Annotated in this window: 13 protein-coding genes; 7 read left to right on the forward strand and 6 right to left on the reverse strand. The window is 60.7% G+C overall.

The genetic code is table 11. The features are described from left to right. Window positions 1-1,092 carry a recombinase RecA gene (recA, locus tag JZY08_RS08460; protein WP_003495306.1) on the reverse strand — a complete coding sequence of 364 codons (1,092 nt, stop codon included), beginning with the start codon at window positions 1,090-1,092 and terminating at the stop codon, window positions 1-3. Between the two features lie 246 nt (window positions 1,093-1,338). On the opposite strand from recA, the gene JZY08_RS08465 reads away from it, so the two are divergent. Beyond that, window positions 1,339-2,280 (forward strand): carbohydrate kinase family protein, encoded by a 942-nt coding sequence (locus JZY08_RS08465; protein ID WP_216329907.1) that lies wholly within the window; start codon window positions 1,339-1,341, stop codon window positions 2,278-2,280. Window positions 2,281-2,309: 29 nt separating this feature from the next. Next, on the forward strand, window positions 2,310-3,233 hold the full coding sequence (locus tag JZY08_RS08470; RefSeq protein WP_003495301.1) for a pseudouridine-5'-phosphate glycosidase: 924 nt from the start codon (window positions 2,310-2,312) through the stop codon (window positions 3,231-3,233). Between the two features lie 126 nt (window positions 3,234-3,359). On the opposite strand, the gene JZY08_RS08475 is transcribed toward JZY08_RS08470, so the two are convergent. Then, window positions 3,360-5,633, reverse strand: coding sequence for an OmpA family protein (locus JZY08_RS08475; RefSeq protein ID WP_216329908.1), 2,274 nt, complete (start codon window positions 5,631-5,633; stop codon window positions 3,360-3,362). 346 nt (window positions 5,634-5,979) lie between these two features. Here JZY08_RS08475 and JZY08_RS08480 point away from each other — a divergent pair, with 346 nt between their 5' ends. The 5 genes from JZY08_RS08480 (at window position 5,980) to JZY08_RS08500 (ending at window position 9,850) form a co-directional block, all read left to right on the forward strand. Continuing rightward, window positions 5,980-6,753, forward strand: coding sequence for an ABC transporter substrate-binding protein (locus JZY08_RS08480; RefSeq protein ID WP_216329909.1), 774 nt, complete (start codon window positions 5,980-5,982; stop codon window positions 6,751-6,753). Between the two features lie 113 nt (window positions 6,754-6,866). Beyond that, the gene (locus tag JZY08_RS08485; protein WP_216329910.1) at window positions 6,867-7,670 is read left to right on the forward strand and encodes an ABC transporter permease; all 804 of its coding nucleotides are present in this window, start codon (window positions 6,867-6,869) and stop codon (window positions 7,668-7,670) included. Next, window positions 7,667-8,497 carry an ABC transporter permease gene (locus JZY08_RS08490; RefSeq protein ID WP_003495290.1) on the forward strand — a complete coding sequence of 277 codons (831 nt, stop codon included), beginning with the start codon at window positions 7,667-7,669 and terminating at the stop codon, window positions 8,495-8,497. The genes JZY08_RS08485 and JZY08_RS08490 overlap by 4 nt, the downstream gene beginning before the upstream one ends. Window positions 8,498-8,674: 177 nt before the next feature. Next, on the forward strand, window positions 8,675-8,941 hold the full coding sequence (locus tag JZY08_RS08495) for an usg protein (protein WP_035224318.1): 267 nt from the start codon (window positions 8,675-8,677) through the stop codon (window positions 8,939-8,941). Between the two features lie 84 nt (window positions 8,942-9,025). Then, window positions 9,026-9,850, forward strand: coding sequence for a class I SAM-dependent methyltransferase (locus tag JZY08_RS08500; RefSeq protein ID WP_003495286.1), 825 nt, complete (start codon window positions 9,026-9,028; stop codon window positions 9,848-9,850). 269 nt (window positions 9,851-10,119) lie between these two features. On the opposite strand, the gene JZY08_RS08505 is transcribed toward JZY08_RS08500, so the two are convergent. From JZY08_RS08505 to JZY08_RS08520, 4 genes are all read right to left on the reverse strand, one after another. Continuing rightward, window positions 10,120-11,085 carry an aliphatic sulfonate ABC transporter substrate-binding protein gene (locus JZY08_RS08505; RefSeq protein WP_216329911.1) on the reverse strand — a complete coding sequence of 322 codons (966 nt, stop codon included), beginning with the start codon at window positions 11,083-11,085 and terminating at the stop codon, window positions 10,120-10,122. A gap of 290 nt (window positions 11,086-11,375) precedes the next feature. Then, on the reverse strand, window positions 11,376-11,864 hold the full coding sequence (locus JZY08_RS08510; protein ID WP_003507846.1) for an Lrp/AsnC family transcriptional regulator: 489 nt from the start codon (window positions 11,862-11,864) through the stop codon (window positions 11,376-11,378). 70 nt (window positions 11,865-11,934) lie between these two features. After that, window positions 11,935-12,588: a uracil-DNA glycosylase family protein gene (locus tag JZY08_RS08515; protein WP_216329912.1), complete on the reverse strand. Its 654-nt coding sequence runs from the start codon at window positions 12,586-12,588 to the stop codon at window positions 11,935-11,937. Continuing rightward, window positions 12,581-13,174: a thermonuclease family protein gene (locus JZY08_RS08520; protein WP_216329913.1), complete on the reverse strand. Its 594-nt coding sequence runs from the start codon at window positions 13,172-13,174 to the stop codon at window positions 12,581-12,583. The genes JZY08_RS08515 and JZY08_RS08520 overlap by 8 nt, the downstream gene beginning before the upstream one ends. Window positions 13,175-13,269: the final 95 nt, after the last annotated feature.

Here is a 13,269-nt window from a genome sequence, read left to right on the forward strand (position 1 = left end):
TCAGCCTTCGTCGCTGCCGTCGTCGCCTTCGCCGGCGTCCGGGCCACCATTCTGCAGGAAGCGGTCGGCGATCAGACCGGCATTCTGGCGCAATGCCAGCTCGATCTCATTTGCCGTTTCCGGATTGTCGCGCAGGAAGGTCTTGGCGTTTTCACGCCCCTGCCCCAGACGCTGACTGTTATAGGAGAACCAGGCACCGGATTTCTCGACGATACCGGCCTTCACACCGAGATCGACAAGCTCGCCGGTCTTGGAAACGCCTTCGCCATACATGATGTCGAATTCCACCTGCTTGAAGGGCGGCGCCATCTTGTTCTTGACGACCTTGACGCGGGTCTGGTTGCCGACAACCTCTTCGCGTTCCTTGACGGCGCCGATGCGGCGAATGTCGAGGCGCACGGAAGCGTAAAACTTCAGCGCGTTGCCGCCCGTCGTCGTTTCCGGCGAACCGAACATGACGCCGATCTTCATGCGGATCTGGTTGATGAAGATCACCATGCACTTGGACTTGGAGATTGAGGCTGTCAGCTTGCGCAGCGCCTGGCTCATCAAACGCGCTTGAAGACCCGGCAGGCTGTCGCCCATCTCACCTTCGATTTCGGCCCGCGGCGTCAGCGCCGCAACCGAGTCCACGACCAGAATATCGACGGCACCGGAACGCACCAGCGTATCGGTGATTTCGAGGGCCTGCTCGCCCGTATCCGGCTGCGAGATCAGGAGGTTCTGCAAATCCACACCAAGCTTGCGGGCATAGACCGGGTCGAGCGCATGCTCGGCATCCACGAAGGCGCAGATACCGCCTTTCTTCTGGGCTTCCGCAATCGTCTGCAACGCCAGCGTGGTCTTGCCCGAGCTTTCCGGACCGTAAATCTCAACGATACGCCCCTTCGGCAGGCCGCCGATACCGAGCGCAATATCCAGGCTGAGCGAACCCGTCGAAACGGTCTCCACCTCAACCACGTTTTCATTGGAACCGAGCTTCATGATCGATCCCTTGCCGAACGACCGTTCGATCTGGGAGAGCGCCGCTTCCAGTGCCTTGCTTTTATCCACCGATTTATCCTCTACGAGACGCAAAGAATTTTGTGCCATCCGAACCACCTTTAGGTTATTGAAGCCGCACAGGCAATGAAGCAGTATGGAAATGGTATGTACTCTATTTGTTCTCATTCAGCAAGGCTGAGCCAGCATATTGAAAACAAATAGGGATAAGTCGTTTGTTCTGCTTTCGTTTTTCCGTGCGCGGCCCATCGCCGCAAACCGGATGCGAGGTCAGGAAGACACCATTTTAGGCCGAATCGTCCGGTCTTTCCATCCGCCAGAGAGGGAAACACAAGCGTGAAGAAAATACTCGTTCTGGGCGGCGCGCACATAGACCGGCGCGGCATGATCGAGGCGGAAACGGCGCCCGGCGCCAGCAATCCCGGCTCCTGGATGGAAGAGGCCGGCGGCGGCGGTTTCAACGCAGCGCGCAATCTCTCCCGGCTCGGTTTTCAGGTCCGCATCATCGCGCCGCGCGGCGGCGACGTCACAGGTGAAGCCGTGGCGGAAGCCGCAAGACAGGCGGGCGTGGAAGATACGCCCTTCACCTTCCTCGACCGCCGCACGCCGAGCTACACCGCCATTATGGAACGCGACGGCAATCTCGTCATTGCGCTTGCCGATATGGATCTTTACCGGCTGTTTTCCCCGCGCCGCCTTAAAGTTCGCGCGGTGCGTGAAGCGATTACCGCGAGCGATCTTCTCCTCTGCGACGCCAATCTGCCCGAAGATACGCTGACGGCGCTCGGCCTCGTTGCCCGCGCCTGCGAAAAGCCGCTTGCGGCCATCGCCATTTCGCCCGCCAAGGCGGTGAAGCTGAAAGGCGCGCTTGCCGATATCGATATGCTTTTCATGAATGAGGCCGAGGCCCGCGCCCTGACCGGGCAAACGACAGCAAATGTGCGCGACTGGCCGGAAATCCTGCGCAAGGCCGGGCTTGCCGGTGGCGTCGTCACCCGTGGTGCAAGCGAGGTCGTGGCCTTCAATGCGACGGAAACAGCAATTCTCCACCCACCCCTGATCCGCGAGGTCAAGGACGTAACCGGCGCCGGCGACGCCATGGCCTCCGGTTATCTCGCGGCAATCGCCGAGGGCAAAACCATCGCACAAGCATTGCGGCTGGGTGCCGCGGCAGCCGCCATCACGGTGCAATCACCCTTCGCCACCGCCCAAAACCTATCAAAAGACAGTGTCGAGGCCATGTTGGGGCTTGTCCCCGAGGCCGAAATGCTGGCATGAACCCGTTTTAAGAACCTGGAACAGACAGAATGACCCGCCCCATCTCCCCGCTCCTGCCCATCGTCTATTCGCAAGAGGTTGCCGCCGCCAAGCAGCGCGGCGCGCCGATCGTCGCCCTTGAATCGACCATCATCACCCATGGCATGCCCTATCCCGGCAACATCGAGATGGCTGAAAGCGTCGAGCAGATCATCCGCGATCAGGGCGCCGTTCCGGCAACCATCGCCGTCATTCACGGCACCCTGCATATCGGCCTCGAGAAGGACCAGCTTGAGGCGCTCGCAAAGACCACCGACGCCATGAAGGTCTCGCGCGCCGACATCGCCTTCGCGATTGCCGAGCGCCGCACCGGCGCCACCACCGTGGCTGCCACCATGATCGCCGCCGCCCGTGCCGGCATCCGCGTTTTCGCCACCGGCGGCATCGGCGGTGTGCACAAGGGCGCGGAAGAGACCTTCGATATTTCCGCCGATCTGACCGAACTTGCCAAAACCGGCGTGATCGTCGTCTGCGCCGGCGCCAAGGCCATTCTGGACATCCCGAAGACGCTGGAAGTTCTCGAAACCAACGGCGTACCGGTCGTCACCTTCGGTTCGGAAGAATTCCCGGCCTTCTGGTCGCGTTCCTCCGGCCTGCCGAGCCCGCTGTCGCTCAACAGCCCGGCGGCCATCGCCAATTTCCAGGTGACCCGCGAACAACTCGGCATCGATGGCGGCATGCTGGTGGCCAATCCCGTGCCGGAAGAAGACGAAATTCCGCGCGAGGAAATGGAAATCTACATCAACCGCGCCATCTCCCATGCCGAACGTGACGACATCACCGGCAAGGAAGTCACGCCCTATCTGCTCGGCGATATCTTCCGCCTGACGGATGGCCGCAGCCTTGAGACCAATATTGCGCTGGTGCGCAACAATGCCCAGCTTGCGGCAGAGATCGCAGTGGCGCTGAACTGAGTCTTCTCAGTCATCCTCGGATCAAGCCCGAGGATGACGCCGAGTTGCTGGAAAGGCTCGTCAAAAACAACAAAAAGGCCCGGAGAGCTTGCGCTTTCCGGGCCTTTGTTTTTCACCTGAACCCGATCAGTTCTGGGCGACCGGCTTCACCAGCGGTGTCACGCGGCGGATGGTGACGCGGCGGTTCTGCTGTTCCGGGCCGAGCGTCTGAACCTTCAGGTAACGCTCGCCATAACCCTGCGTCGCCAGGTTTTCCGGCGGAATGCCGTAGACATCGGTCAGCACATTGGCGACGGATGCGGCGCGTTCGTCGGAAAGCACGAGATTGCTTTCATCCGAACCGACGGCATCGGTATGGCCTTCGATGAGGAAGGTTTCGCCCGGGTTTTTCTCCAGCGCCTTGTTGATCGCATCCGCCACCTTGCGCAGCGAACGTGCCTGCGCCATCGGAATTTCGGCGCTGCCGGTGGCGAAGGTGATCGTATCGAGGTCGATACGGCGCACCTTGTCGCGGATACGGGCCGAGTAGCGCACTTCATCCAGCGAGTAGACACGCTCCACCGGCTCGACCGGCGGCTGTTCCAGGAAGCGGTAATAGTCGCGGTCAGGATCGCTCGACGTGTCGATGATGTAGTCACGCACGGGGATGCGCAGGCGCATCGGCGGCAGGTCGAGGCCCGGATCGCGATAGACATAATCACGGTCGGGATCGTCCATCAGATCGGGCGCATAGAACAGCACATATTCCCGACCACGATCGTCGATGCGCGAGCGCTGGATCACGTCGCCATAACGGTTGCGGATCGTCACAACCTGCGTGCCATCCCGGCGCTCGACCGTTTCGCGGACACGGCCGCCGGGCAGACGCTCGTAATAGGGCTCACCGCCATCGCGGATGAAGCGCTGGTTGTCGTCGCCGCGCACCACAACGCGATCACCGAATTGCAGGATGATCGGTGCATCGCGGTCCCGGTCACGTGGACGGCCTTCACGCGGCTGCCATTCGCGCACGCCTTCCGGCCGCTCATATTGCGGACGGCGGTCGATGCGCTCGCCCTGCTGGGAGGTGATCGCCTCCATCTTCACGGGCGGCGGCGGGGCCTTGCCTTCGCCGGCACCGGCGCGCTGCGCTTCGGCGTCGGAGGTCGGCACTTTCACATCACCGGCCTGTTCGCGTTCACGACGGCGTTCCTCACGGGTCTGACGGTTGCCGGAGCGTTCCACTTCCTTGTCGCTATCGAGGACCGCTGCACCCTTGTCGACGGGCAGGATGACCGTGTCAGCGGTCTTGGACGGATCCTTGGCGATCGCCTTGGCCTTGTCCAGTTCCTCCTTGGTCGACGCAGGCGCTTCCGTCTGCGGAATGGCGACCTGATTGGGAACGGGTTCGCCGGCAGGCGCCTGTCCGGTTGTGGCGCCATTTGGGGGCGGAGGCGTCGGCGTGCCTGGCAGCGGTGCTGCGGGCTCGGTTTTACCCTGGCCTTCTACCGGCGGCTTTTCGGAAGGCTGCTGACCGGGAGCAGGATTGGGCTGCGCCTCGGGAGCCGGCGGTCGCGCAGGCGTGGGCGCTTCGGTGGGTACAGGCGCTTCCTTCGCAGCGGGTTCCGGCGCGGCCGGCTTTTTCTCCGGAACAGCCTTTTCAGCCGGTTCCGATTTCTGTTCCGGGGCCTTTTCCTCTACCTGCGGCTTTTTCTCGGCTGCCGGCTCGCGGGGCTTGGCCGGCTGTTCGGCATTTTCCGGACGTGCGGCGGGCTGTTCGGCAGCCGGCTCCTTCGCGCGTTCCTTGCGCGGACGCTGTTCGCCCTCGCCCGCAGGCTGTTCTGCCCGTTCGGGTTTGCGCGGACGTTCCTTTGGCTGCTGTTCGGCCGGTGCTGCTTCCGGTGCGGCTTCACGCTGGCGTGCCGGCTGCTGCTCGCCTCCACCCTGGGGCTCCTGCGCACGTTCGGGACGGCGTGGGCGCTCCTGCGGCTGCTCGGCAGGCGCAGGCTCGGGGCGGGCCTCGCGCTGCTGCTGAGGCTCGCGCTGGGGTTCCGGCTGAGCTTCGCGCTGCGGTTCCCGTTGAGGTTCAGGACGCGGCTCGGCGGGGGCTGCCTCCTGCTTGGGCTCGGGCGGCCGTTCGCGTGGTGCTTCCGGCGCCTGTTCCTGCTTTGGAGGTTCGGCCTGCGGCTGCGCCTCTTCGGCCTGCTGGCGCTTCTTTCGCAGCTCCTCTTCCGGGTTCTGTTCCTCCGGCTGCGCCTGAGCCAATATCATCGGAGCCGCAGACTCGTGAGTCTGCGATTGCGGCATCTGCGCCTGCGCCCGCGCGGCCCCGGCAAAACCGGCGGCGGCCGGTTCCACCGCGATCGCCAGCGACATGAGGGGGAAAACCACCCCCGTCAGCAATGTGTTCTTCTTCAGCATCGGTGCTTCCTCATCTGCCAATCGTTATACATCGCTTATGTCGCGACATGTTTTAATCCGGCTGCGCGTGCAGGCGCTGGTCAACGCCTTGCACAGGCTTCGGTTCCCATGATGACCAAAGCCTTCTGTACTGGAAATGAACAGATCAAGGCGTTTTCGTGATGGCGCCGCGGCCAAATCGCGCTGGCTAATATTGCAGTTGCATTTTTTGACCAACCGGATGAATAATCTGAGCCATGCCGAAGGCCACGAAGGGTGAAAGCCATTCTGTTGCGCCTGGCGCTCAAGGCGTCCGCACTGAAAAAAACAACAGACTGCGGATGAACGACCAAAAGAGAGGATCGAAATGCCTATTTCCACCCGTCTGCTTGCAGCCGTATCGATTGCCGCCATCTCGCTGTTTTCAGGTGCTGCCCTCGCGCAGGACAAGATCGTCATCGGCACCGAAGGCGCCTACCCGCCTTTCAACAATCTTGAGGCCGACGGCACGCTGACCGGCTTCGACATCGACATCGCCAAGGCGCTCTGCGTCGAGATGAAGGCCGAGTGCACCTTCGTCACCAATGACTGGGACGGCATCATTCCGGCCCTGCAGGCCAAGAAGTTCGATGCCATCATCGCGTCGATGTCGATCACGCCCGAGCGTCTCGAGAAGGTCGACTTCTCCAAGAAATATTACAACACCCCGCCGGCAATCGCCGTGCCGAAGGATTCGACGATCAAGTCGGTCGACGATCTGAAGGGCAAGTCGCTCGGCGCCCAGGGCTCCACCACCCACTCCAACTATGCCGAAAAGCATTTTCCGGGTTCCGACCTGAAAATGTATCCGACCGCGGACGAATATAAGCTCGATATCGCCAACGGCCGCATCGACGCCGTCATCGACGATATCGTCGTCCTTTCGGAATGGCTGAAGACGGATGCCGGCGCCTGCTGCAAGATCCTGACGCCGCTTCCGGTGGATGTCGAGATCAACGGCAATGGCGCGGGCGTTGCCGTGCGCAAGGGTGACACGGCGCTTGCCGACAAGTTTACCGCCGCCATCGCCGGCATCCGCGCCAACGGCAAATATCAGGAAATCAACAAAAAATACTTCGATTTCGACGTTTACGGCCAGTAACAGGCACAGTGCTTGTTGAAATCTCGTGGCGGAAGGCTTGCCCTTCCGCCATTTTTGTTTGAAAACGTAACCATAACAATCACGGCGGCTTAAGACCGCGGGGGAAAACTGGCATGAGCGGAGCATTTTCCGCCATAGGTGCGTTCTGGACCTATGTCTCGACACTTCTCGATCCCTTCTGCGGACCGGTCGGTCTCTTCTCGCTTTTCGGAAACGGCACCCTCGTCGCCTGCGGCGATGCCGGCTGGGGCGACGAAATCGCCTTCGGCGTCAAGGTCACCATAACCCTGGCGCTTGCCACGCTGCCCGTCGGGCTGCTGATCGGTTTCCTCATCGCGCTCGCAGCGCAATCCGAGGAAAAATCGCTCAGGCTCGCGGCCGGTATCTACACCACCATCTTTCGCGGCCTGCCGGAACTCCTGACGCTCTTCATCGTCTATTACGGCATCCAGATATTGCTGCAATCGGTCGCGGGTTATGTCGGCATCACCGGCCCCGTCGAGATCAACGCCTTCGTGGCGGGCATGATCGCGCTTTCCGTGGTGTTTTCGTCCTATGCCTCCGAAGTGCTGCTATCCGCCTTCAAGGCCATCCCAAAGGGGCAATATGAGGCAGGCCACGCACTCGGCCTTTCGCGTGGCCGCACCATGGTGCTCATCATCATTCCGCAGCTGATCAGGATCGCCCTGCCCGGCATGACCAATCTCTGGGTCATCCTGCTGAAAGACACCTCCTATGTCTCGATCATCGGCCTTGCCGATATCGTGCGCCAGACCGGCATCGCCGCCCGTGTCAGCAAGGAAGCCTTCTTCTTTTACGGTATCGCCTGTCTGCTCTATCTTATCCTCGCACTTCTCTCCTCCATCGGGATCGGCTTCATCGATCGCTGGTCGCGCAAATCGGAGGCGAGCCGATGAGCCACGTTCAGGAACTCATTCCACCGCGCCCTGCCCCGGTTGCCGTCGACAAACCGCTCAATATCTCGCGCATCGCCGGTATTGCCGTCATCACACTCTGGCTGCTGCTCGCTGCCGGGCTGCTCTTTGCCATGATCGAAGGCTGGGACTGGGCGAAATTCGAGCGTTACGGGCCGCGTTACATTGACGGCCTCATTACCACCATCACATTGGTCGGCAGTTCGATCATCCTCGGCGCCATCCTCTCGGTGCCGATCGCCTTTGCCCGCATGTCGGAAAACCGCGTCCTCGGCGCGCTGGCCTATGCCTATGTCTACGTGTTTCGCAGCACGCCGCTGCTCGCGCAGCTCTTTCTGATCTATTACGGCCTCGGCAGCTTCCGCCAGGGGCTGGAAACCGTCGGCCTGTGGTGGTTCTTCCGTGAGGCGTGGTATTGCGGCCTCCTGTCGCTCACCCTCAACACTGCCGCCTATCAGGCCGAAATCCTGCGTGGCGCGATCCGCAGCGTGCCGCAAGGCCAGCACGAAGGCGCCGCCTCGCTCGGCCTCTCGAAATTCATCACCATGCGCAAGGTCATCCTGCCGCAGGCGCTCATCGTGGCGCTGCGTCCCTATGGCAACGAGATCATTCTGATGATCAAGGGCTCGGCGGTGGTCTCCATCGTCACGGTCTTCGACCTGATGGGACAGACGCGTTACGCCTTCTCCCGCACCTTTGATTATCAGGCCTATCTCTGGGCCGCGATCTTCTACCTGACGATCGTCGAGACGCTCCGACACGTCTGGGCATGGCTGGAAGCCCGCCTGACGCGCCATCTCAAGCGCTAGCGCGCCATCGCGCAGAGTTGGCAGCACTCACTAAGCAAGGCTGCCAACATTTTGAAAAATATAACTATTTTGTGACAGTCCGTGCCTTTGGCAAGCTTGGATTAACCATCCCGTGTTCCCATATCAGATACAGCGGCAATGCTGTTATCGGCAATCATGAAAACGGGAACCGCCGTCATGAACAAGGACATGGAAATGATGCTGAGGGGCTACGGCCTCACCACCGCCCAGATTTTCTATCGCATGCCGGACCATCCGCTGGTTCTTCAGACCTATGTCTGGCAGGACTATGATCTCGCCCCGGACTTCCCCGAAATGCACGGTTTCCTCAAATTCTGGCAGGAAAAGCTCGACGGACCGTTGCACTCCGTCCGCTATGTGCACCGGCAGGTGATCTCGGCGCAGGAATGGCGCGCGCTGAAAGGAGAGTTCATCCTCCACTGATCTATCGCGCCATATAAACATTGCGCCCATGCCCGTTGCGGCTTACAGCAGACTTCAACTGAAGACGCTGACGGATACCGCACGATGACGAAGAATCAGAAAATTGACGAAGAGGCGCTTGCCGAAGCCTATAACCGCGCGCTGGCGCTTGAAAAAGCAGGCGATGTGGATGCCGCGGTAAAGGCCTATGAAGAGGTTCTGGCCATCGATCCGGAAGATCACGGCGGCGCGGCCGTCCGCATCGCCGCCATGGGCCGCGGAGAGCCGCCGTCGAAAGCGCCTGACGCCTATGTCGAAACCCTGTTCGACCAGCATGCCGAAGCCTTCGAAGATATTCTCGTCGAACAACTCGGTTATGCCGTGCCGATGATGGTGCGCCAGCGCCTGCAGACGCTGAAGCTCGGCCCCTTCAAGCGCCTGCTCGATCTCGGCTGCGGCACCGGCCTGACCGGCGAGGCGCTGCGCGACATGGCCGACGACATCACCGGTATCGACATTTCCGAAAACATGGTCGAGATCGCCCATGAGAAAGACCTCTACGAGACGCTTTATGTCGCCGAAGTCGAGGATTTTCTCGAGGACAATGACGACGAGCCCTTCGACATCATCACCGCAACCGATGTGCTGCCCTATCTCGGCGCGCTGGAACCGCTGTTTTTCGGCGCCGCCGAAAACCTCGTCCCCGGTGGGCTGCTGATCTTCTCCTCGGAAACTCTACCGGAAGCGACCATGGCCGGACGCCCCTATATCGTCGGCCCGCACCAGCGTTTCGCCCATGCGGAAACCTATGTGCGCGAAAGACTGGCGGCGACCGGTTTCGAGGTTCTCGAAGTCACCGATATCAACGTACGCATGCAGGACGGCAACCCGACACCGGGTCATCTGGTGGTTGCGAAGCTCAAGGGCTGATGCAGCTTCGACTTCTTGCACCTCAACGTTGCCACAGGTTTCTTCTCCCCGCCGGGGAGAAGATGGCCCGAAGGGTCAGATGAGAGGGTAAGCTCTCCGCATATCCCTGCCGTCGCCCCCTAATCCCGCTGCGGCGACCTTCTCCCCGGCGGGGAGAAGAAACAAGCGGCACGCACTCGTCCTGCATGCGACGAACACGGCACTTACCTGAATCAATCTCTCAGCAATAACAGCCAGACGGTTGAAGAGACTCGACTTTCCCGCCCGCCTCAGCTCGCCTTCGGCCGCCAGACGATATCGGCGACCTTGAGCTTCTTCGGCACGATTTTCAGATCGTAGAACTCGTCGGCAAGCGCCTGCTGATAGCTGACAGCCTTATCAGGAACCAGCGAGACCCGTCCGAGATCCGCACCCGGGCGCGTCAGCGAAACCTTGGTGACATCCTCCGGAACGCCGGTGATCGCCGCCAGCGACTTCGCCGTCGCGTCAATATTGGCCTGCGCCCTTGCGCCGACATTCGCCAGCTCCTTGAGGATCAGGGGCACGAGATCGGGATTGCTTTCGACGAAATCGCCATTGGCGAGGAAGTAACTCCAGGGATCGACAATCCCCTCGGCCGTCGCGAGAACCCGTGTCGTCGGTTCTTTTTCGGCCACCGCGAAATAAGGATCCCAGATCGACCAGGCATCGATGCTGCCGCTGCGGAAGGCGGCGGCCGCATCCGGCGGGGCGAGATCCACGGGGGTTATATCATTCAGCGTCAGCCCCGCCTTCCGCAATGCTTTCACGGTGACATTGTGGGCGCTGGAGCCGCGCTTGAAGGCAACCTTCCTGCCCTTCAGATCCGCCAGCGTCTTCAGCGGCGAATCCTTCTGCACGAGGATTGCCGAGCCACCGGCCGCGCCCTTATAGGTGCCCACATAACGCAGATTGCCACCGGCGGCCTGCGCGAAGAGTGGCGGCACGTCGCCCGTCGGCCCGATATCCAGCGCGCCCGCACCAAGCGCTTCGAGAAGCGGCGGTCCGGAGGAAAACTCCGACCATTTGACCTCGATGCCGCGATCCTTCAGCAGCGCTTCGAGCGCACCCTGGCTTTTCGCCAGCGCAATCACGCCATTTTTCTGCCAGCCGATCCGCAATGTGGTGGTTGCGGCACCAGCCCGCCGGACATGCGGCAGGAACACCGCCCCCGTCGCACCCGCAATCAGTCCCAATGTTCCGCGTCTTGTGAGCATGTGGATATCCTTCGCTGTTGCCATCCTTCAATAATGAAAGCGTAGATATTCGAGCGAATTTATCAAAATAACGCTTTGCGCGGCGGCAGCACGAAGAGAATTGAATGTGCGAATTTGCCGTTACGGGCGGAATAAGATTGTCGCGCCGCAGGGAAGCGCCCTTTGGCACACCTCCTTGCGCGACTGTGAGTCAACCCGCTTGCGCAGTTGCGGACCGACCAGACCACAAACGGAAAATGCCCTTCCCGGCAGCCGGAAAGGGCATTGATCTAAGCCTGATCAAGCGGGGATCACTCCTCGCCGGATTTCGGATTGTCGAGAAGCATGTAATCGAGCGGCAGTTCCGTCGTATATTTGATCTGTTCCATGGCAAAGGCCGACGACACGTCGCGAATCTCGATCTTGGCGATCATCCGCTTGTAGAAGGCGTCATAGGCCGCGATGTCAGGCACGACGACGCGCAGCAGATAATCGACATCGCCGCTCATGCGGTAAAACTCAACGACTTCCGGAAACTCGGACACCACCTCGGAAAACCGCTTCAGCCATTCGATGGAATGGGAAGCGGTGCGGATGGAGACAAAAACGGTGACCTTGGTGTTGACCTTGACCGGATCCAGCAGCGCCACGCGCCGACGGATGACACCGTCCTCCTCCATCTTCTGGATACGCCGCCAACAGGGCGTCGTGGAAAGGCCGACCTTCTTCGCCAGATCAGCGACAGCCAAGGTGGAATCTTCTTGCAGAATGCGCAAAATCTTACGGTCTAGGCGATCCAATGCGTCTACCCTCCTGAATTAATTTCCTTTCAATACACTAATTTTTAGAGAAAAACAGAAAATTGTTTCACTAAAGCCGCATTTCCACATGTCGGCGAAGAACAGGAAGCAGCTCCTCCGTAAACCACGGGTTCTTTTTCAGCCAGCCGGTGTTACGCCAGCTCGGATGCGGTAGCGCAAAGATGGCCGGCCCCGAATTCGAGTGAAAATAGCTGCGCCAGTCGCGCACCGTCTCGGTCATGGTTTTTCGCCGACTGTCACCAAGGTGGAAGGCCTGCGCATATTGGCCAATGGCAAGGATGAGCTCCACCTGCGGCATGGCCGCCATCACCCGCTCCCGCCATTTGGGCGCACATTCGCGTCGCGGCGGCAGGTCGCTGCCCTTGTCGTCATAACCGGGAAAACAGAACCCCATCGGCACGATGGCGAAACGGTCCGGATCGTAAAACGTCGCCCGGTCCACATTCAGCCACTGGCGAAGCCTGTCACCGGAAGCATCGTTGAAGGGCAGACCCGTTTCATGCACACGAAGCCCAGGCGCCTGCCCGGCAATCAGGATGCGCGCCTTCTTCGACATCACCACCACCGGCCGTGGTTCGTGCGGCAGACGATCGGAAGCACCTTTGAGCGGCGTATCACGACAGAGGCGACAGCGGGCGATCTCGGCACGCAGCCCATCCAGCCCGTCATCAGGTATCGATGGAGCCCGATCTGTCTCAGCCATTTTTCCACCCCAGAAGATGACGGACGATGGTCAAAAACCCAGCCGCTGGCGTCTCGATGTCGGCCGCACGGTGCTCACGCCGCCATTCCGCCGGTTTTTCGAATTCTCCAGCCCAGATACCGCGTGCCTCGCGGCGCGCTGTCGCCTGCTCGCCGGAAAACTGGAAATAACCGGAGGCAACGGCAAAACCCGCCGCCACCATTTCCGACGAAACATCCTTCTCATCCGCCGTACAATAAACCAGCAACCGCCCGTAACGATCTCTGGAACTGCCGGAACAGGAGACTTGGGCGTCGTCCATCAACCTTCGCAGAAAGCGGCGCGCCTCCTCGCCGCAGGGCCAGCTCTCGCCGCCGCGCACGCATGTCTGCGAAAGCTCGGGCGCGTCGATGCCGAGCAGCCGGAACCGCTCACCGCCCTTTGCGAGCGTGTCGCCATCGATCACGAAGAAACGGCCGCTATGGGTCTCGCTATTGACGAGATCCAGCTTGGCGGCAATCAGAATGCCGAGAAAAACCGTCGCCAGAAAAAGCCCGCCGTCGCGAAAGGCCGAAAAACGCCTGCGTCTGCCTCCATTTCGTCCCATGTAACAACAAACCCTTGTCAGAAATGGCAAACAAATCCTTTCACGGCAGCATCTTCTTAAGATTTTGCGCGTAGCCTGCAAGGGTTCATGTCACC

Origin of the sequence: Rhizobium sp. X9 (assembly GCF_018873185.1) — a bacterium.
Taxonomy (GTDB): domain Bacteria; phylum Pseudomonadota; class Alphaproteobacteria; order Rhizobiales; family Rhizobiaceae; genus Agrobacterium; species Agrobacterium oryzihabitans.